The sequence below is a fragment of the Lentzea sp. NBC_00516 genome (assembly GCF_036346835.1).
GTDB lineage: Bacteria > Actinomycetota > Actinomycetes > Mycobacteriales > Pseudonocardiaceae > Lentzea > Lentzea sokolovensis.
The window spans coordinates 1,409,802-1,429,303 of record NZ_CP107840.1 but is presented as its reverse complement, the minus strand read 5'-3'; the positions used below and the strand labels follow the sequence as shown (position 1 = coordinate 1,429,303).

At 71.0% G+C, this 19,502-nt stretch carries 14 protein-coding genes; 10 read left to right on the top strand and 4 right to left on the bottom strand.

Going from position 1 to position 19,502, the window contains the following annotated elements:
- The first annotated feature begins 36 nt into the window (after positions 1 to 36).
- The 3 genes from OG205_RS06245 (at position 37) to OG205_RS06235 (ending at position 3,145) form a co-directional block, all read left to right on the top strand.
- A complete protein-coding gene (locus OG205_RS06245) occupies positions 37 to 1,482 on the top strand; it encodes a phenylacetate--CoA ligase family protein (protein ID WP_330275276.1) in 1,446 nt (481 codons plus the stop codon).
- A 132-nt stretch (positions 1,483 to 1,614) separates the two neighbouring features.
- On the top strand, positions 1,615 to 2,040 hold the full coding sequence (locus OG205_RS06240) for a peptidase inhibitor family I36 protein (protein ID WP_330275275.1): 426 nt from the start codon (positions 1,615 to 1,617) through the stop codon (positions 2,038 to 2,040).
- Between the two features lie 199 nt (positions 2,041 to 2,239).
- Complete coding sequence (locus OG205_RS06235) at positions 2,240 to 3,145, top strand: ArsR/SmtB family transcription factor (RefSeq protein WP_330275274.1); 906 nt, start codon at positions 2,240 to 2,242, stop codon at positions 3,143 to 3,145.
- Here OG205_RS06235 and lnt read toward each other — a convergent pair.
- The 3 genes from lnt to OG205_RS06220 form a co-directional block, all read right to left on the bottom strand.
- Positions 3,122 to 4,591 (bottom strand): apolipoprotein N-acyltransferase, encoded by a 1,470-nt coding sequence (gene lnt / locus OG205_RS06230; protein ID WP_330275273.1) that lies wholly within the window; start codon positions 4,589 to 4,591, stop codon positions 3,122 to 3,124. The two genes, OG205_RS06235 and lnt, sit on opposite strands and share 24 nt — an antisense overlap.
- A complete protein-coding gene (gene mptB, locus OG205_RS06225) occupies positions 4,578 to 6,026 on the bottom strand; it encodes a polyprenol phosphomannose-dependent alpha 1,6 mannosyltransferase MptB (RefSeq protein WP_330275272.1) in 1,449 nt (482 codons plus the stop codon). The genes lnt and mptB overlap by 14 nt, the downstream gene beginning before the upstream one ends.
- Positions 6,027 to 6,093: 67 nt before the next feature.
- Entirely contained in the window at positions 6,094 to 7,686 is a 1,593-nt protein-coding gene (locus OG205_RS06220; RefSeq protein ID WP_330275271.1) for a sigma-70 family RNA polymerase sigma factor, read from the bottom strand.
- A 178-nt stretch (positions 7,687 to 7,864) separates the two neighbouring features.
- On the opposite strand from OG205_RS06220, the gene OG205_RS06215 reads away from it, so the two are divergent.
- The 5 genes from OG205_RS06215 to OG205_RS06195 all read left to right on the top strand — a co-directional run bounded on the left by OG205_RS06215 (position 7,865) and on the right by OG205_RS06195 (position 13,877).
- Entirely contained in the window at positions 7,865 to 10,579 is a 2,715-nt protein-coding gene (locus OG205_RS06215) for an ATP-binding protein (RefSeq protein ID WP_330275270.1), read from the top strand.
- Between the two features lie 101 nt (positions 10,580 to 10,680).
- Entirely contained in the window at positions 10,681 to 11,430 is a 750-nt protein-coding gene (locus tag OG205_RS06210) for an SDR family NAD(P)-dependent oxidoreductase (RefSeq protein ID WP_330275269.1), read from the top strand.
- Positions 11,431 to 11,461: 31 nt separating this feature from the next.
- On the top strand, positions 11,462 to 12,379 hold the full coding sequence (locus OG205_RS06205) for a DUF6891 domain-containing protein (protein ID WP_330275268.1): 918 nt from the start codon (positions 11,462 to 11,464) through the stop codon (positions 12,377 to 12,379).
- Positions 12,380 to 12,460: 81 nt separating this feature from the next.
- Positions 12,461 to 13,405: a hypothetical protein gene (locus OG205_RS06200; protein WP_330275267.1), complete on the top strand. Its 945-nt coding sequence runs from the start codon at positions 12,461 to 12,463 to the stop codon at positions 13,403 to 13,405.
- A gap of 61 nt (positions 13,406 to 13,466) precedes the next feature.
- Positions 13,467 to 13,877 (top strand): Calx-beta domain-containing protein, encoded by a 411-nt coding sequence (locus tag OG205_RS06195; protein WP_330275266.1) that lies wholly within the window; start codon positions 13,467 to 13,469, stop codon positions 13,875 to 13,877.
- Here the strand turns inward: OG205_RS06195 and OG205_RS06190 are convergent.
- A complete protein-coding gene (locus tag OG205_RS06190; RefSeq protein WP_330275265.1) occupies positions 13,855 to 16,638 on the bottom strand; it encodes an AfsR/SARP family transcriptional regulator in 2,784 nt (927 codons plus the stop codon). The two genes, OG205_RS06195 and OG205_RS06190, sit on opposite strands and share 23 nt — an antisense overlap.
- A 223-nt stretch (positions 16,639 to 16,861) precedes the next feature.
- Here OG205_RS06190 and OG205_RS06185 point away from each other — a divergent pair, with 223 nt between their 5' ends.
- Positions 16,862 to 18,685 carry a sigma-70 family RNA polymerase sigma factor gene (locus OG205_RS06185; protein ID WP_330275264.1) on the top strand — a complete coding sequence of 608 codons (1,824 nt, stop codon included), beginning with the start codon at positions 16,862 to 16,864 and terminating at the stop codon, positions 18,683 to 18,685.
- A 25-nt stretch (positions 18,686 to 18,710) separates the two neighbouring features.
- Entirely contained in the window at positions 18,711 to 19,502 is a 792-nt protein-coding gene (locus OG205_RS06180) for a lipoyl protein ligase domain-containing protein (protein WP_330275263.1), read from the top strand.

Genomic DNA, 19,502 nt, shown 5'->3' with positions numbered 1-19,502 from the left:
CGGGTGGAATGTGGATCAGATCGATACGCTCGGGCGATGGACAGCAGCCGGCAGACCCGAGTGCGCCAGGCGTTCGACGACTTCTTCGCTCCCGCCGAGCCGAAGTCCCCGAGCTGGGTGCTCGACCTGTTCCAGCACACGGCCGCGACCGTGCCCGCCTACCGGAAGCTCCTGCGGGAGAACGGGATCGAGCCCGCGCGTATCGAGACGTTCGAGGACTTCCAGCGGCTGCCGTTGCTCGAGAAGGCGAACTACCACGAGCGGTACCCGCTGCCGGAACTGTGCCGCGGCGGACGGCTCGAGAACTGCGACATGATCGCCGTGTCGTCGGGATCCAGTGGCAGGCCGACGATCTGGCCGCGGGCGCTGGAGGACGAGCTGCACGTGGCGCGGCGGTTCGAGCAGGTGCTGGTGGACGGATTCCACGCGGACGAGCGCAGGACGCTGGCCGTGGTGTGCTTCCCGCTCGGCACGTGGGTGGGCGGGCTGTTCACGCAGGCCTGCGTGCGGCATCTCGCGGCGAAGGGCTGCCCGATCACGGTCGTGGCGCCGGGCAACAACAAGGCCGAGATCCTGCGGGTGCTGCCGGAACTGGCGCCGCACTTCGGGCAGGTCGTGCTGCTGGGCTACCCGCCGTTCGTGAAGGACGTCGTCGACACCGGGCTCGCGCAGGGCGTCGACTGGCCCGCGTACCGGATCAAGCTCGTGCTCGCGGGTGAGGTGTTCAGCGAGCAGTGGCGTGACCTGGTTTCGCAGCGGGCTGGAATCGCGGACCCGATCAGTGACGTCGCTTCTCTTTACGGCACAGCGGATTCCGGCGTGCTGGGCAACGAGACGGCGCTGTCCGCGGGCATCCGCAGGTTCTTCGCCGACCACCCGGAGAAGGCGCGGGAGATCTTCGGCGACTCGCGGCTGCCCACGCTCGTGCAGTACGACCCGGCGAGCCGGTTCTTCGAGGTGCACGACGGCACGCTGGTGTTCACCTCGGACGGCGGCATCCCGCTGATCCGCTACCGGATCGCCGACGAGGGCGGGCTTCTGGAGCACGCCGACCTGCTGGCCTACTGCGCCCGCAACGGCTTCACTCCCCCGCCGGGCCCGGCGCTGCCGTTCGTCTTCCTGTTCGGGCGGTCGCTGTTCACGGTGTCGTTCTTCGGCGCGAACGTCTATCCGGAGAACGTGACCGTCGGATTGGAGCAGCCCGGCATCAGCGAGACGGTGACGGGAAAGTTCGTGATCGAGTCCGTCGAGAACGAAGATCGCGATCGGCTGTTGCGGATCACCGTGGAGACCGCGCAGGGCGCGACGGCGGACGCGGCGGTGATCGCGGAGGCGGTGCGGACCCAGCTGCTGCGACTCAACAGCGAGTTCGCGCACTACGTCCCGGCCGAGCGGCAGTTGCCCGAGGTCGTGCTGCGACCGGCAGGAGATCCGGAGTACTTCCCGGCCGGCGTGAAACACAGGTACACCCGACGGCCGTGAAATGTGCTTTTGCGCCACGAAGCAATAGCTTTCTTCCAGATCCTCTCTCTGCCTAAAGTGACGACGGCCGAATTCATTTCGGGTTTAGGGAGGAATCCTTTGAGGTTCGTTCGGCGTATTTTGCTGGCGTTGATGCCACTCGCCATGCTCTTCACCGTCGCTCTCGCGGCACCGAGCGCTCAGGCGGAGGCTCCGGTCGCCGAGGCCGCCGCTGTGGGCGCGGCGTTCGACTCCGAGACCGGCCAGGCTCTCGCCGCCTGGGACTGCAACACCGGCAACATCTGCTTCTGGAACGGCTTCGGCGGAACCGGCGGCCGGTGCATGTGGGACGTGGCGGACTCGGACTGGACCGCGGGGACCTACAAGTGCTCCTGGGCCACGACCAAGGAGGTCAAGTCCGTCTACAACCGGGGGACCTCCTCCGCCAAGGGCGTCAGGTTCTACCGCAACACGGGGTACAACAACTCGATCGGTTGCACGAAGCAAGGTCAGAAGGGTGACCTCGCCGGCACCTACCAGGTGCGTTCGCACCAGTGGGTCAGCACCACCTGCGGCTGATCCAGCCTGATAGCACAGAACCGGGCGCGGGGCCTTAGTCCCGCGTCCGGTTTTCGTTGCGCAATTCGGCGGAGTGACACGCCCAGTATTGTTGTGCGCGGTGACCTGGCCTGGGGAGGTTGCTGTGTTGCGCATCCATTTTTCGCCTGGCGATCTGGAGCGTACGCAGGTAGCGGAAAGGGTGGATCCACTCTGGGAAATGGTGTTCAGCTGGCTTCGGCTGACCGAACTGGACAGCGGGTTGTTGTTGCAGCCGTGGCTGCGTCACATCCGCCGCAACGGCGACCGGCAGGTGATCACGTCCGGCGTCCGAACGCTGTCCGTGCTCGCCCCGCTGGGACCGTACTTCCCCGACTTCCTCACGCCGCCGGAGGGCGCGCAGGGCCTGGGGAGCGCGCTCGCCGCGATCCGGTCCACACCGCGGCACCGGTTGCGAGAGGAGTTCGGGCTGCTGGAGGACGTGCGTCCCACACCTGAGTGGACACGTCCGCTGGCGGCGGGTGACGGCGAGTCCCTTCTGGAGCTCACCGAGGCGTTGGCCCGCTATCACTGCGCGGTCATCGCGCCGTACACCGATCTGATCGAGGAGGCCGTCGAGACCGATCGTGTGCATCGCAATGGCGTCGCGGGGTCCATCGAGGGACTGCTGCGGGGCATGTGGCCGTTGATGAACTGGCGGCCGCCGGTGCTGGAGGTCCAGTACGCGCACGACCGGGACCTGCACCTCAACGGGCGTGGGCTGCGGCTGGTGCCGTCGTACTTCTGCCGCCGCACGCCTGTCGCGTTCGCTGATCCGGAGCTCCCGCCGACCGTGGTGTACCCGTTGCACCACGACTGGACCTGGCAGCGGCAACTCGACAGCGGCCGGCGTGAGCAGGGCGCGCTCGCGGCCTTGCTCGGCAACACCCGATCCGCGGTCCTGGCGGCGGTCGGTGCCGGGGCGACGACGACCGAGCTGGCGGAACGCCTCGGGGCGTCCCCGTCCTCGGTCAGCCGGCACACGAGCGTGCTGCGGGAGGCGGGGTTGCTGACGACGGAGAGACAGGGGTTGTCCGTGCTGCACCAGCGAACGCTGCTGGGGTCAGCCCTGCTCGGCAAGAACTGAGGCGCGGCGGCGCCTCCACAACCCGACCACGCACGCGGCCAGCGCCGCGCCCGTGAGCAGGACGTGGATCGCGCCGCCGAACCTCGTCGCGAACGTCAGGTCCGAGCGCAACGGCACGGTGTCCACCATCAGGTCGTCGGTGAACATCCCGGTCGACTGCACCACGCTGCCGTCCGGGCGCACCACCGCGCTCACGCCGCTGATCGCCGCGACGACGACCGCGCGGCCGTGTTCGATGGCGCGCAGCCGGGCCATCCCGAGCTGCTGGTAGGTCATCTCGCCCCGGCCGTACCAGGCGTTGTTCGTCGGCACCACAAGCAGTTGCGCGCCGTCGGCCGCACTCTCACGCAGGACGTAGTCGTAGGCGACCTCGTAGCAGATGCCGACGCCCACGCGCGTGCCTGCGATGTCGAGCACGCCGGGTTCGGTGCCCGCGTCGAGGTCCGGTTGGTCCGCGAACGGCGTGAAGATCCGGGCGAGCGGGCGCAACGGGATGTGCTCGGCGAACGGGACGAGTTCCTGCTTCGCGTACGACTTGCCCGCCCCGGTCTTCGGGTCCCACGCGATGACCGAGTTCTGCCCGTGGCGCAACGCACTCACCAGCGTCGGCACGCCGAGGTCGGCGATGGCGCCGTCGAGCACCGGGTCGCGGTCACCGGTCCTGGTCGCGCTCTCCGGCCACACCACGAGATCCGGCTTCGGCAGCGCGCCGCCACGGACCAGCGCCGCCAGTTCGGCGGTCTTGCGCAGGTGGTTGGCGCGCAGGGTGGCGCCCTCGGTGAGCAGACCAAGCCCGAGGTCGGGAGCGTTGCCCTGAACGACGCCGACGGTCCGTTGCCCGGTCTGGGCCTCGATCGAGATCAACGGGCTGACGGCGAGCGCGGCGACGATCGGCACCAACGCCCAGGCACGGGTCCACTTGGGGAACCAGGCGGCCAGGCCGAATCCCGTGAAGACCACCGCGAACGTCACCAGCGGCGCGCCACCGATCACGGCGAGCCGCGCGAACGGGCCGTCGACCTGGCCGAACGCGACGCGGCCCCACGGGAAGCCGTTGAACGGGATCAGTCCGCGCGCGGTCTCCTGCAGCACGAACAGCAGCGCTGCCCACACCGGCGCCGCGGGCAGCCGGGCCACCAGCGGGAACAGCGCACACACGGCACAGATGAACAACGCCATCAACGCGCTGAGCACCAGCCACGGCCACGGCCCGAAGTCGTCGCCGAGGAAGTGCTGGATCCACCACAGGTGCGGCAGGAAGAACGTCAGCCCGAACACGAACCCGAGGCCAGCGCTGCGACGCGCGCCCGCGCCCTTCAAAGCCAGCCACAGCACCACGAACGCGGGCACGGCGAGCCACCAGAGCGTACGCGGCGGGAAGCTCAGGGCCAGTGCGCCGCCGGCCACCGCCGCCGCGCCGTAGCGGGCGAGGTCAGGCTTGCGCAACGGACACCCTCGCCCTGCGCAGGACGAGGTACGCGCCACCGACCAGGGCGATCCCGAGGACGTAGGCGCCGATCAGCTCGGGCACGCGGCCCGCGAAGTTGCCCGCGAGCGGCGGCACCAGCAGCGCGAAGACCCCGGCGAGCACGGCGACCCTGGTCCGCCACTTCCCCACCGGCAGGCACGCGGCCAGCGGCAGCACCGCCCACAGCAGGTACCACGGCTGGATCACCGGCCCCAGCACCACGATCAGGCTCATCATCATCCCCAGCGCCGTAACCCGAGAGACCCTGCCGCGCAGCTGCCGGTCGATCACCACCGCCACCCCGCACAGGATCAGCACGAGCCCCGCGATCCGTGCCGAGGAAATCATCGCCTGACCGCTTTCCGGCCCGAACACCGCACCCGCCAGATAGCCCGGCCAGTTGGTCGGCGCCATCCAGCTGTTGACCTTCGACGGCGTGCCGAGCGCCTGCACCCAGCCGAAACCGGACATGCCCGCCAGCGACGTCACGACCGACACCACCACGGCGGCCACGACCATCCCGAGTCCGGCGGCGACGAACCGCACCCAGCCACCGCCCAGCCTGCGGGCCAGCGCGGTGCCGACCACGGCGAGCGCGACCAGGGCCGGCAGCTTGACCTGAGCACCCAGCCCGATGAGCACGACACCGGCCGTGAACGGCCACCACTTCAGTTCAGGCAGTGCGTGGAACGCGATGACGGTGCCCGACAGCATGAGCCCGAGCATCAACGCGTCGTTGTGGACGCCACCGATGAGATGCCACAGCACCAACGGGTTCATCACGCCCAGCCACAACGCCGCGCGCTCCGGCACGCCCGTCATGGCCGCGAGCCTCGGCACGGCCCACACGACGAGCAGCAACCCCAGGACGGCGACCAGCCGGTACGCCACGATGCCCGCCACCGGATCGCCGCCGGTGACCTGGGTGATCGAGCGTTCGACCGCGGTGAACAGCGGCCCGTACGGCGACGGCGTCTCGCGCCAGTAGACGCCGACCCGCGCCACCGCCTCCGCGCTCGCCCCGACCGCCGGGCTGACGACGTTCGGGTCGAGGCCCTTCGCCGCCACCTCGCCCTGGGCCAGGTAGCTGAAGACGTCCCCGCTGAACAGCGGCGGGGCCACCAGCAACGGCCCGCACCACCACGCCAGAGTCCTGCGCAGCCACGGGGCGTCCGGCCTGGTGCGGCCGAGCAGCGTCCACGCCAGCACGACCAGTCCGGCGCCCGCGATCGCGACCCCCAGCGCCAGTCCCCCTGCTCTGGCGCTCACGGCCCACGCACCCGCGGTGAGCAGGAGCGCGCCGCCGAAACCCGTCCAGCGCAACAGTTCCGGGGTGTCGGTGGTGACCGCGGTCGGCCAGCGGTAGGTGACGGTCTGCACAGGAGAGACAGTGCTTTCCGGACGGATCGTCACGCGTCCGACTGTGGTCGCGTTCCCACGTACGACTTCAGGATGATCTTTTTTAATTGTGTGTTGCGGCTCAACTTCCGGCGAAGTCGTGCGTCATCCACACGGTTCCCTTGGCGTCGCGGATCACCACGATGCCGATGCGCGTGGACGACTTGCTCAGGATGTTCTTGCGGTGGCCGTCGTTCGGCGGCTTCTCGTCGATCATGCCCTGGGTGAGGCCGAGCGCCATCTTGGAGATCGCGTCCACGTTGTCCTTGACCGGGCCGCCCATGCCGACGTTCTCCGCGACGGAGCTCCACTTCACGCCCGCCGCCGTGCTGCGTTCGCCGAGGCCGCTCTCGCCGGCGCACTGGTGCGACAGGCCGCAGCCGTTGCTCATCATCGCCCTGGTGTGGCGGTCGGCCGCGGTGACCAGTGCCGGGTCGACCGACAGCGGGGGCAGGCCGTCCTTCGCCCTGGTCTCGTTGATCAACGCCAGGACGCGTTCCTCCGGGGTGGCGGCGCGCACGGGCTCGGGTGGAGCGGTCGTCGTGGTCGTGGTGGTGGTCGTTGTCGTGGTGGCGCTGGACGGCGGCGCGCTCGACGTCGTTTCCGCCGCCTGCGACGAGGACGTGGTGAGGGCGAGCCCCTGGGTGGTGTTCGGCCCGGCGACGGCGGCGGGCGGGTCGGAGGGCAGCAGCACCACGGTGCCGACCACGCCGACGAGCGCGCACACCGCTGCAGCACCGGCCACCACGAGGATGGGCTTGCCACTGGCGATGCCCGCGAGCTTGCCGAACACACCGGTGGGTTCCGCGAGATGAGCGGCATGGGTGGGATCGGGCCCGAGGCCGGGCGCGTACGCGACGGCCTCCGGCGTGACGTCCCGCAGGCCCTCCAGCAGTCGCGGCAGGTAGGCGGCCGGGACCACGAGCAGTGCGGCACCGGTCAGGATGCGCTCGACCGGCATCGCGTCGTCCACGCCGCGCCGGCACCGGCCGCACTCGTCGACGTGCCGCAGGAGTCGCTTGCGCCACAACGGGTTCGGTTCGCCGTTCCAGCCCTGCGCGGCCCGGTCGAGCCCGGCGCAGCGCGGTTCCATCGACAACGCGCGCACCAGGTGCCGGATCGTCTCCAGGCGGCCCTTCAACCTGCTGACCCGCACCGTGACGGTGTGCGCGCCGAGGTCGAGCGCGTCGGTCACCTCGGCCCTGGTCAGCTGCCCGACGCGTTCGAGGGTCCACAGCGCCAGCAGTTCGCGATCAGCGGGATCGAGCCACCGCGCTGCCTCGTCGACCTCCCGGCGCTGCTGGGCGAAGTGCAGCCGCGACAACGCCACCTCGACGAACTCGGCGCCGGGATCGGCCCGGTCGTACTCCTCCAGCGGGGCGGGGGCCAGGTCGCGGCGCCGGTAGTGCTCGCGGACCTGGTTGATCGTGACGGCCACCAGCCAGGACCGGAACCGCTCTGGCTCCCGCAGCGCGTCGATGCCGCGGATCACGCGGACCATCGTCTCCTGGACCACGTCGTCGACTTCGGCGTCGGCGTGCAGCGCCCGACCGGCCACGTTGTAGACCAGCGGCAGGCAACCCGCGACCACGGCGTCGAGCGCCGCCCGATCACCGGCCCGCGCGGCCTCCACCTGCTCCGCGTCCACCTGCCCCAGCCACTCCCGACCCGTCACTTCCGCACCCTTCGCCGACTGATCCTGCACGCCATGGGAGACCGGCGAGTCTCACCTCAGGTCACAGAAACCGGGTCCATAAGTGACCCAGGTCACTTGGCCCCGTGCCGTCCCGGTGAGAGCGCCGGGCCCGGCTATCGCGGACCAGACTTCGATACAGGCCCTAAGCTCTCGGTCCATGCTGGTCGGCCGGGATGGGGAACGGGACCACGTCGAGCAGGCACTGGGGCAGGCGGCTTCCGGTCGCAGCACGGCGCTGGTCGTGCGAGGCGAGGCGGGGATCGGCAAGTCCGCGCTGCTCGGCCACGCCGTGACGGTGGCCACGGACATGAGGGTGCTGCGCGGTGTCGGCATCGAGTCCGAGGCCGAGCTGGCGTTCGGCGCGCTGCACCTGCTGCTGTACCCCTACCTGGATCGGCTCGACTCGCTGCCCGGACCGCAGTCGGCGGCGCTGCGGGGCGCGTTCGGGCTGAGCAGCGACACGACTACCACTCCGTTCCTGATCGGCGCGGCCACGTTGACGTTGCTCGCCGAGCTGGCAGCGGAGAAACCGCTGTTGTGCGTGGTCGACGACGCGCAGTGGCTCGATCGCGGGTCTTCGGACGCGTTGCTGTTCGCCGCCCGGCGGTTCCAGGCGGACCCGGTGGTGATGCTGTTCGCGGTCCGCGACACGGCCGTCCCGTTCCGCACGCCCGGCATCGAGGAACTGCGGTTGCCGGGCCTGTCTCCGGACGCGGCGGCCGGCTTGCTCGACCGGCACAGTCCCGGGCTGACGGCGCCGATGCGGGCGCGGGTCCTGGAGGAGTCCAACGGGAACCCGCTCGCGTTGCTCGAACTCGGTGCGGCGCGGCTGTCCGCACAGCGTGACGGCCGGGCGGAACCCGCGCACCAGGTCGGTCCGTTGCCGGTCACGCGACGGGTGCAGGACACGTTCCGCGACCAGATCGTCGACCTGCCGCAGACCTCGCAGTCCATCCTGCTGGTCGCCGCCGCCGACCGCTTCGCCGGAATGGACACCGTGCTGTGCGTCGCCCGTGCGGTCGGCGCGGACACCTCCGACCTGGACGCGGCCGAACGCGCGGGACTGATCAGCGTGGCGGACGGGGAACTGACGTTCCGGCATCCACTCGTGCGTGCCGCCGCCTACCAGTGCGCCACCCACCACCAGCGGATCGCGGTCCACCGGGCGTTCGCCGAGGCGCTCACCGCCCCGGACGTCCTCGACCGCAGGGCCTGGCACCTCGCGGCGGCCACGACGGAGCCGGACGAGGCGGTGGCCGCCGAGCTCGAACGGACCGCGATCAGGGCGGAACGCCGTGGCGGGGCCATGGCCGTGTCCGCCGCGTACGACCGGGCCGGCCGGTTGAGCGTGGATCCCGAGCTCAAGGCGCGGCGCATCGCCAAGGCCGCGCTCGCCGCCTACGACGCGGGCAAACCCGACCGCGCGGCCCGCCTGGCCGTCGAGGTCACCTCTCTCACCACCGATCCGGCCACCATCGCGGAGGCCACGCTGCTGCGGGGCCAGATCGAGTACGAGCGGACCTCCCCCGAGGCGGACGCCGCGCTCGCGTCCGAGGCGGCGAAGCTGATCAAGGACAGCGATCCCGAACGGGCCGTCGTCATGCTGACCGAGATGATCTGCGCAGGCCGGGACGCCGGCGCGCTGCCCCTGGTCGCCGAGGGCGGAAGGCTGATGTCCGGGCTGCGGCTGGAGCCGGGTTCCAGGCCGCGCGCGTCCGCCGACGCGTTGATCAGCTGGGGCGACCTGTTGAGCGGCCGGCCGGAGCACGCCGTCGCGCCGCTGCGCGCCATGGTCGAGTTCGGTCGCGGGCCGGGCGAGGACGTCATGCACCGGGTCGTGGCGGGGTTCAGCGGCCTGATGCTGGCCGACGACCGGGCGACCATCGCGGCGATGGAGGTGATGGTCGCCGAGGCGCGCGCCAGCGGGGCGTTGACCTGGATCCCCTACGCGCAGGAGGTCCTGGCGTTCGCCCAGGCGTTGCACGGCGACTTCCTCACCGCGCAGACCTGTCTGGCCGAGGCGGTGGCGCTGAGCACCGAGTTCGGGATGGACATGGAGGTCGCGGTGCTGCGGTCGGCGTCCGTGTGGCTGGCCGCGGTGACGGGCGACGAACCACGCTGCCGCGCACTGGCCGCCGAGGTGCTGCCGGTGCTCGAGAAACGGCACGCCGTCGGCACCGCGATGACGTTCTGGGGCCTCGGCCTGCTCGATCTCGCCGCGGGACGGTACGGAGCCGCGTTCGACGCGTTGCACGCCGTGTGCACGGGACCTGCCAGGTACGACTTCCTCGTCCGCGCGGTTCCCGACCTGGTGGAGGCGGCGGTCCGCGACGGCCGTCCCGGCGAGGTGACCGAGGAGCTCGCGGCGTTCGACCGGTGGGCGACGCACGTGGACAGTCCTGTCGCGACCGCGTTGTCCCTGCGTTGCCGAGCGATGATCGAGGACTCGGAAGAGCACTACAGGGCGGCACTCGACCTGCGCACCGGCCGGTTCGACGAGGCCAGAACCCAGCTGCTGCACGGCGAATGGCTGCGCCGAAGACGCCGCCGCGGCGAGGCCCGCACCGCACTGGCCGCCGCCCTGGCCGGCTTCACGCGGCTCGGCGCGTCGACCTGGCAGGCCCGCGCGACGAGCGAACTGACCGCGCTCGGCGAACGTCCGTCCACCTCCCTGGAAGCCGACGACGTGCTGAAGACGCTGACGCCGCAGGAGGTGCAGGTCGTCCGGCTGGCGGCGGCGGGCCTGAGCAACAAGGAGATCGGCGCGCAGTTGTTCCTGAGCCCCCGCACGATCGGCCACCACCTGTACCGCGCGTACCCGAAACTGGGCGTCACCAAGCGGATCGAACTGGCGCAGCTCGGCCTCGGATGACTTACCCGCCGGCCCGCGGGCCGGTCGCACGCCAGTCACGTGACCGATGTGGATCCACCCGCACCGGGCATAGGTTCTCCGGCAACGACAAGGAGAAGAACATGTTGCTGGAGAACAAGACCGCCGTGATCTACGGCGGCGGCGGCTCGATCGGCGGCGCGATGGCCGACGCCTTCGCCGCCGAGGGCGCGCGGGTCTTCCTGGCCGGCCGCACCCCGGCGAAGCTGGAAACGGTCGCGGACCGGATCCGCACGGCGGGCGGCCAGGTCGAGACGGCCGTGGTCGACGCGCTGGACGCCGCCGCGGTGAACGACCACGTCGACGCCGTCGTGGAGAAGACCGGCAGCGTCGACATCTCGGTCAACCTCATCACCATGGAGGGGATCTTCCAGCCGCTGTCGGACATCTCGACGACGGACTTCGTCGCGGGCATCGGCAAGGGCCTCACCACCCAGCTGATCACCACCAAGGCGGCGGCCAGGCACATGGTGAAGCAGGAGTCCGGCGTGCTGCTGTTCTTCGGCGGCTCCGACCACGCGAACACCACGGCGGGCATGGGCAACGTGCAGATCGGCTTCGACGCCGTCGAGGCGCTGCGCAAGCAGTGGGCCGTGGAGCTCGCGCCGCACGGCATCCGCACCGTGACGCTGCTGACCGGCGGCATCATCGACACCTTCCCGGACATCCCCGAGATGGAGGGGGCCCGGCAGGGCATCATCGGCGCGTCACCGCTCAAGCGCGCCGCGACGATGGCCGACGTGGGCAGCGTCGCCGCGTTCGTCGCGTCGGAGAAGGGCCGCAGCATCACCTCGACGCAGGTCAACATCTCGTTCGGTGCCTGCTACGGCTGATCCGGATGCGGTGCCCCATTAGAGTCTGCGCATGCTGGAGATCGTGGTGCGGACGGAGACCGGGGAACGGCACGTCCGCGTGTCCGCCGAGGAACTGGCCGGGCTGGTCGAGCGCATCGGCGGAGACGGTGACCGGTTCCTGGTGATCCAGCGGGTGCCGGACCTGCCCGACGTCTTCGCCCAGGTCTGGCACGCGGCCGGCGGCGACTACTCGGTGGAGCACCGCGACGGCGGCGCCGACCGGCACTTCGAGACGACGGCCGAGCAGCCAGGGGCCGTGATCGCGGCGCTCACCGGCTGGGCGCGCCGGGAAGCTGGGTGGGACAGCGGTCTGGCCTGGTCGCCGCTGGGCCTGCCGCCCGCCCGCGAGGTGCCGCCGCTCGACCTCGGCGACAAGGAGCACGAGGAGCTGGAGACCCGCGTCCGCGAGGCGCTGGCAGGCGGCTACTGCTCCCGTGCCCAGCTGGCCGAGCTCGCGGAGGACTACCTGGTCACCGAGGACCGCCGGCCGGTGTCACGCGAGCAGGCGCAGGCGCTGGCAGACCGGTTGTGGCTGGAACGGGTCGCGGAACAGCAGTCCTGGCAGGGCGAGACCGACCCCGAACGGCTCACCCGCGCGTTCGCCGCCCTGCAGCGCAACGGCATCACCGCCCGCGAGAACTTCGCCTGCTGCCGCAGCTGTGGCCAGGCGGAGATCGGCACCGAGGCCGGGCCGGGCTCCCGCGGGTTCGTCTACTTCCACTCGCAGTGCACGGAGTCCGCCGCGGCAGGTCACGGGCTGACGCTCCTGTACGGCGGCTTCGACGGCTCGTCCGAGACGACCACGGCCATCGGCGACGAGGTCGTGGCCGCCCTCGAAGCAGCCGGTCTGAGCACCCGGTGGGACCGTGACCCCGGCCGGTCGATCACGGTCACGCCGCTGGACTGGCGTCGCCGCCTGGTCGGCTGAATCCGCGGACAACAGCACGACAACCTCGCCACAACAGCACGGCGGTACTCCTTCATCGGCAGACCACAACCGATGGAGGACATGGTGAAAGCCAAACTGGCAACGGTGCTGGCGGGCTTGCTGGCGGTCACGGCGCTGATCGCGCCGGCCGCGGGCGCCACGCCGTTCCAACGTGACGTCTTCGTGCGCGACAACGTCAGCGATGTCGGCAACGAGCCCAGCGCCGGCAGCATCTACTACAGCCCCGACATCAAGGTGTGCTCGACGCCGGTGCTGTGCGCGGTGTCGCAGAACCCGGTCGTGGGCGTGAACAACTACGTGTTCGTCACGTTGAGACGCAAGCCGGGCGGCATCGGCTTCGTGGACGGCAACCTCCACCTGTACCGCAGCAACCTCGGCGGCGGCACGGCCTGGCCGGGCGGCTGGACCTACATCGGCACCGCGGGCTCGTCCGTGCCTGTCAGCGGCACCACCGTCATGATCACCTGGCCCGGCTGGAACGTGCCCGGTCCCGCGCACTTCTGCCTGCTCGCCCGCTGGGTGTCGAACGCCGACCCGATGACGTTCGCCGAGGGCGCCAACACCCAGCTCAACGCGCAGCGGAACAACAACATCGCGTGGCGCAACGTCGACTCCGTGCGGGTCCGCCCGTTCGAACCCGTCCGCGTGCCGTACACGATCGGCAACCCCGAGCGCGGTGACGCCAGGCAGAACCTGATCTTCGAGCAGCCCCGGCCGTTCGCCGGCACCGCGACGATCGACCTCGGCCGGGAGCTCACGGCACGGTGGAAGGCCGCCGGCGGGAGGGCCACCGGCGTGAAACAGGTCGGCGAGACGCAGTTCCAGCTCGTCGACACCAAGGCGAGCATCGAGGGGCTGGTGCTCAAGGGCGACGAGCGGATCGAGACGGCACTGACGTTCGCGACCGACAAGGAGGCCGGTCCGGCCGAGCTGCACGTGCGCCAGGTCGACGTCCAGGGCACGGATCTCGGCGGAGCGCAATACCTGATCAACGAAAAGGACTGAGTATCAACCCCGGTGGGTCCGTCTCCGTTGTTCGGAGACGGACCCACCGAAAGGGTTGTCAATGAAGACCATCATGGTGTTGTTGCTGCTTCTGCTGGGGATCGTGCCCGCACACGGAGCAGCGGACTGCGAGCCGCCGGACTGCCCGGACGTCGTGGACGCGATAGACGGGCCGGTGCACGAGTCGGCGGAGGAGTACACGGCGGTCCTGAAGCTGCGCGACGGCAAGGCGAAGCAGAACGTCGAAGTGACGTACAGGTTCGTCGACGGCACCGCGAAGCTGGGTGAGGACTACCAGGCCGCGCCCCGCGGAACGGTCACGATCAAGGCGGGCGAGAGCCAGGCCGGTGTGCCGTACAAGGTGCTGCGCGTGACCGGGCAGCAGAAGAAGTTCACGCTGGAGATCACGTCGGTGAAGCCGGGCCAGATCGGCAAACGCGTCGCCGTGTTCACGATCGCCGGCAAGCGGTGAACAGCGTGACGGCCTGAGCCCAGTGCCGTGCGGCCTCGGTCCACCGCCCGCACCGGCCCTCCAGGCCGGCGAAAGTGCGGTGGACCTGGGCCAGTTCGAACTCGTCCTGCGCCTGGGTCCTGGCCGTCAGCGCGGCCGCGAGGTGGTCACGGGCGGCGGTGAGGTCGCCGAGCGCGAGGTCGGTCTCGGCCAGTTCGCGCAACGTCGACGCCTCGCGGTGCCCGTCACCGAGAGCGCGGCACACCACGAGTGCGCCGGTGAGGCATTCCCTTGCCACGGCGGGATCTCCGAGCGCGAGGTGGGTCACGCCGAGGCCGGTCAGCGCGTCGGCTTCGAAGCGGTGGTCGGTGATCTCGCGGCTGATCCGCAGCGCGTCGCCGAAGAAGCCCAGCGCCGGTTCGAAATCGGCGAGCTTGTGGAAAGCATTGCCGAGCGACATCAGCGTCGCCGCCTCCAACCGCGGGTTTTCCTTGGCACGGAACGTTTCCAGCGCCGCGAACAACGGTGAGGCCGCCAGGTCCGGCTTGCCCATCCGGACGTAGGTGTAGCCGAGGTTGCGGCGGGCCAGCGCCACACCCACCTCGTCCCCCGCCGCGCCGTGCACCTCCATCGCCGCGCGATAGGACTCCAGTGCCAGGTCGAACTGACGCAGTTCGGAGTGCGCGTTGCCGATGTTGTTGTGCAGCCGCGCTTCGCCACGCAGGTCGCCCGCTTCGCGCACCAGGACGAGCGCCTGCCGTTGCACCACCATGGCTTCGGCGATGCGGGAGGTCATCTGCAGCGCGATGCCCTGTCCCCGCAGCATCTCGGCCTCGGCGCGCTGGTCGCCGAGCGCGCGGGCGGCCTTCACGGCGTGTTCGCACTGCTCGACGCGCGCCGCCCAGTTGCCGCGTGCCTCGAAGTAGCCCGTCAGCAGGTACGCCAGCTGCCACGTCTCGCGATGCAGGCCGGACCGTGCCGCCATCCGGATCACGTGCAGCACGTTGTCGCGTTCGGCGTCGAGGTAGGCGAGCACCTCGACGCGGTCGGCGGCGAACGGGAGGTCGTCGCAGTGCGGCCGCGTCACGAGGTCGTGGCGCGGGTTGAGGACCTCCCCCGCCGCGTGGGCGATGGTGAGGTAGCGGTCGAGCAGGCGCTCCACCCCGTCGCCGAGGTCGCCGCTCTGCCGGGCGAACAGCCGGATCAGGTCGTGCAGCGCGTACCGGCCGTTGCCCATCTCGTTGACGAGGTGCGACGCGACCAGTTCGTCGAGACCAGGCCCCATCGCGTCGGCGAGGTCGGCGGGAAAGCTCGCGCCGGGATGTTCGCCGAGCACGCGGAACAGCCGGGCCGCCTGCGGGCTGAGCGTGCGGTGCGCGCTGGCGAATACGGTGCGGACGGTGCGGTCGTCGCCGTCGACCGTCAGCACGTCCAGCGGGTCGTTGCGGGTCAGCTCGCGCACGAGGTCGGCGATCCGCCTGCCGGGCCGGATCGCGAGCCGCGCGGCCGCGATGCGCAACGCCAGCGGCAGCCGTCCACAGTGGACGACCAGGTCCGCGGTCGCGTCGGATTCCGCGCACACCCTGGGCTCTCCGAGGATGTCGGCCAGCAGGTCGCGTGCCTCCGGTTCGCTGAGCAGGTCGAGGCTCACGGTGTGCACGGCGTGGCGCGTGCCGAGCGCCGAGAGCGCGTCGCGGCTCGTGATCAGCAGCAGGTTGCCCTGGTCGCCGGGCACGAGCGGCAGCACGTCCCGCGCGCGGCGGACGTCGTCGAGCAGGATGAGCACCCGCTTGCCGTGCAACAGGGTCCGGTACAGCGCGGCCGGGTCGGCGGGAACCCGGTCCGCGGGAACGCCGAGGCTGTGCAGCATCTCGGTCAGCGCCTGGGCCGGTGTGAGTCGTTGCAGGTCCAGGAACACCTGTCCGTCCGGGAAGCGGTCGGCGACGCGCCGCGCCCACTCGACGGCGAACGTGGTCTTGCCGACCCCCGCGACTCCGGAGACCACGACGATCGGTGGCAGGCCGGCGAGGGCGGCGAACTCGGCCGCGCGACCGGTGAAGTGGCCGGCGCGGGCCGGCAGCTGGGCGGGTTTCGCGGTGTGCAGCACGGGATCGCGGCGCAGGATTGCGGTGTGCAGCGCGAGGAGGTCAGGCCCGGGGTCGACGCCCAGCTCGTCGGCGAGCCGGTGTCTGAGTCTTCGGAACACCTCCAGGGCGTCGGCGTGCCTGCCGTCGCGGTGCAACGCGCGCATCAGCAGGCCGACGAGCCGTTCCCTGGTCGGATGGCCGACCACCAGCCGTTCCAGCTCCTCGATCGCGTTCGGCCGGTCCAGCCGATCACCCCAGTACGCCTCCAGCGCGGCGATCCGCTGCTCCCGCAACCGATCGATCTCCGCGCGGCCCCACCCGAACAGCTCGGTGCCCGCCAGCGGCTCACCCCGCCACAGGCTCAGGTCCCTGGTCCGGTCGAACGCCGCCGCGTCGACGAACGCGTCGAGCTGGTAGCCGCCCGGCTTGGTCATCAGTGCGCCGGGCATCCCGCAGTCGGCGAGCGCCTGCCGCACGCGCGCGACGTGGCTGTGCAACGACCTCACGGCCGTGCGCGGCGGATCGTCTCCCCACAGCACGTCCACGAGACGGTCGACCGCGACCGGCGTGCCCGCGTGCAGGGCGAGCACCGCGACGATGCTGCGCTGCCGGGCACCGGTCAGCACCGCGCGGCCGTGCGGGCCGCACACCTCGACCGGCCCAAGGATCTTTACCTCGCCACCTGTTCGCCGCACATCGCGTTACGTTAGCTCGCTCAATTGCCTGGTGGCAGCGCTGATCGTGGGACGGAACCGGCAATTCGCCGCGGCCGCACGCGGGCAGAACGGGCGGGCGTCGCCGACCCGGCTCTGGCCGGAGCCACCGCCGTCGACTACAAAGCCCTGGAAGTTTCTGTTATCGCCGGGCGCCAGGGACATCTCCTGGTCAGAGGACCCTGGACCGGCAAGTGAGGTGGGCATGGCAGCACCGGAGGAACCCGGCGTCGCGACGGTGGTGGCCGCGCGCGACGGCGACCAGCGCGCGTTGGACGACCTGGTGAGCGGGTACCTGCCCCTCGTCTACAACATCGTCGGGCACGCGCTCGGCGGGCACGCGGACACCGACGACGTGGTCCAGGAGACCATGCTGCGCGCGGTGCACGGGCTGCCCGGACTGCGCGATCCCGCCGGGTTCCGGTCGTGGCTCGTCGTGATCGCGATGAACCAGATCCGCCTGCGGCACCGCGAACGTCAGCGCGTGCCGGTCACCGGGCCGGTACCCCAGGACGTCGCGGATCCCGGTGCGGACTTCGTCGACCTCACGATCATGCGGCTGCAGTTGTCCGGGCAGCGCCGTGAGGTCGTCGCGGCCACGCGGTGGCTCAGCGAGGACGAGCGCGAGCTGCTGTCGCTGTGGTGGCTGGAGGCGGCCGGGCGGCTGACCCGCACGGAGGTCGCCGACGCGCTGGAGCTGACCCCGCAGCACACCGCCGTGCGGGTGCAGCGGGTCAAGGCCCAGCTCGACGCCGCGCGCATCGTCGTGCGGACGCTGGAGCGCACGCCGCGCTGCCCCGAGCTGGCCGATGTCGTCGCCGAGTGGGACGGCGATCCCAGTCCGTTGTGGCGCAAGCGGATCGCCCGGCACAGCCGTGAGTGCGTCCGCTGTGAACGGTGCGGGTACGACCTGGCGTCGGTCGAGGGGCTGCTCGCGCGGCTGCCGCTGGTGCCGCTGCCCGCCGCGCTCGTGTTCGACCCGTCCACGCTGGTCGTCTCCCAGATCGGCGCGAGTCCTGCCGGCGCGAGCCCGGTCACCGGCGGCAAGGTCGGTCTGTTCCTCAAGGGCACGCTGGCGAAGTCCATCGCGGCCGCGGCCGCCACGGTTCTGGTCACGGGCGTCGTGGTCGCCGTGCTGCCGTCAGGTGAGGAACCGGTCGCACGGGCGATCCCGGCCGTCACCCAGACCACCTCCACACCGCCTCCCACCACCGTTCCCCCGTCGTCGGTGTCGTCCTCGGCGCCGCCCTCGACGACGACGGCCACTCAGCCCGCTCCGCCCGCCGTTCCCGTCACGGCGTCGGTGAAGAAGGGCGTCAGCACCTGGAACTTCGACGGCGTCGGCAAGGCGCTGACGGACGTCCGTGCGGGCTGGTACTACAACTGGGCCGCGCAGACCGACGGCATCGCGACTCCGCCGAACGTCGAGTTCGTGCCGATGATCTGGGGCACGAAGTTCACCGACGACGCGACCCTCGCCAGGGCGAAGGCGAACGGCAAGGTGCTGCTCGGGTTCAACGAGCCGGACTTCCCCGAGCAGGCGAACATGAGCCCGGAGCAGGCACTGGACCTGTGGCCGAAGCTCGCGGCGACCGGTCTGCGGCTCGGCAGTCCCGCCGTCGCGCACAGCGGCGACAAGGCGGGCGGCTGGCTCGACCGGTTCATGACGGGCGCGGCCCAGCGCGGGCTGCGCGTCGACTTCATCGCGGTGCACTGGTACGGCTCCGACTTCAGCGACGCGGCCGTCGGTCACCTGAAGAACTACCTCGACGCGGTGCACGCGCGGTACGGCAAGCCCGTGTGGCTCACCGAGTACGCGCTCATCGACTTCTCGGGCGGTACGGCGCGCTTCCCCACCCAGGCGCAGCTCGCGGCGTTCGCCCGCGGGTCGAGCGCGATGATGGAAGGCCTGCCGTACGTCGAGCGCTACGCCTGGTTCGCGCTGCCCGCCGAGAAACCCGGCACCGGCCTCTACGCCCCCGGCGGCACCCCGAACGAGGCAGGCAAGGCGTACCGCGAGGCGGGCTGAGCAGGTCGTGGTCGAGAATCACGGCGTGAACCCACGTCTGCTGGTCTCCGGGAGCACCGGAGGCGCCGTCACCGACCTGGTGGTCCCGGCACTGCTGCTGCGCACCCCCGGCCCGGCGTGGTCGCAGCTCGTCCACATCTACGTGCCGCGAAGCCCCACCGTCGCGTTCAGCGGCCGCGATCTCCGCTCGCCCGGCATCACCAAGGCCACCGAACTGGCCCGTGAGGCGGGATTCGAGCCGGTGGTCCGGTCGCCTGGCGGGCGGATGGTCGCCTACGACAGCGGCGCCGTCGTGATCGACCACCTCGACGCCACGACCGACATCCGCCAGGCCGGTCGTTCGACGTTCGCGGCGAACGCCGACAGCCACGTCCGCGTGCTGCGCGCACTCGGCGACGTCGACGCGCGCATCGGCGAGGTGGACGGCGAGTACTGCCCCGGCGAGTTCAGCATCAACGTCGAGGGCGACACGAAGGTCGTGGGGTCGGCGCAACGGGTCACCGCCACCGGTTCCCTGTTCAGCACAGTCGTGCAGGTCGTCGTCTCGGACCGGGTGCGCGCCGTGATCACGGACGTGTCGGAGGCGCTCGGCTACGACCTGCGGCAGAGTTCCATCGCGGGCCTGGCCGACTACGTCCCCGCGCTGACCGCCGACGAGGTGGCCGCGGCGTTCGTGACGGACTACCGCGACAGGCTCGACATGACCGACGGACAGCTGCCCGCCGAGGTCGTGGCGCACGCGTCGACCGCCACGCCGAGCGCCACGTCGCCCTTCCACGTCGATGACTGGACACGGGCACATCCGGTGTTAGCTTGA

Excerpts from the sequence above, each read along its gene's own strand:
- OG205_RS06210 (WP_330275269.1), top strand. The coding sequence starts at position 10,681 with ATGTTGCTGGAGAACAAGACCGCCGTGATCTACGGCGGCGGCGGCTCG.
- OG205_RS06205 (WP_330275268.1), top strand. The coding sequence starts at position 11,462 with ATGCTGGAGATCGTGGTGCGGACGGAGACCGGGGAACGGCACGTCCGC.
- OG205_RS06235 (WP_330275274.1), top strand. The coding sequence starts at position 2,240 with ATGGTGTTCAGCTGGCTTCGGCTGACCGAACTGGACAGCGGGTTGTTG.
- OG205_RS06240 (WP_330275275.1), top strand. The coding sequence starts at position 1,615 with ATGCCACTCGCCATGCTCTTCACCGTCGCTCTCGCGGCACCGAGCGCT.
- OG205_RS06185 (WP_330275264.1), top strand. The coding sequence starts at position 16,862 with ATGGCAGCACCGGAGGAACCCGGCGTCGCGACGGTGGTGGCCGCGCGC.
- OG205_RS06200 (WP_330275267.1), top strand. The coding sequence starts at position 12,461 with ATGGTGAAAGCCAAACTGGCAACGGTGCTGGCGGGCTTGCTGGCGGTC.
- OG205_RS06195 (WP_330275266.1), top strand. The coding sequence starts at position 13,467 with ATGAAGACCATCATGGTGTTGTTGCTGCTTCTGCTGGGGATCGTGCCC.
- OG205_RS06245 (WP_330275276.1), top strand. The coding sequence starts at position 37 with ATGGACAGCAGCCGGCAGACCCGAGTGCGCCAGGCGTTCGACGACTTC.
- OG205_RS06215 (WP_330275270.1), top strand. The coding sequence starts at position 7,865 with ATGCTGGTCGGCCGGGATGGGGAACGGGACCACGTCGAGCAGGCACTG.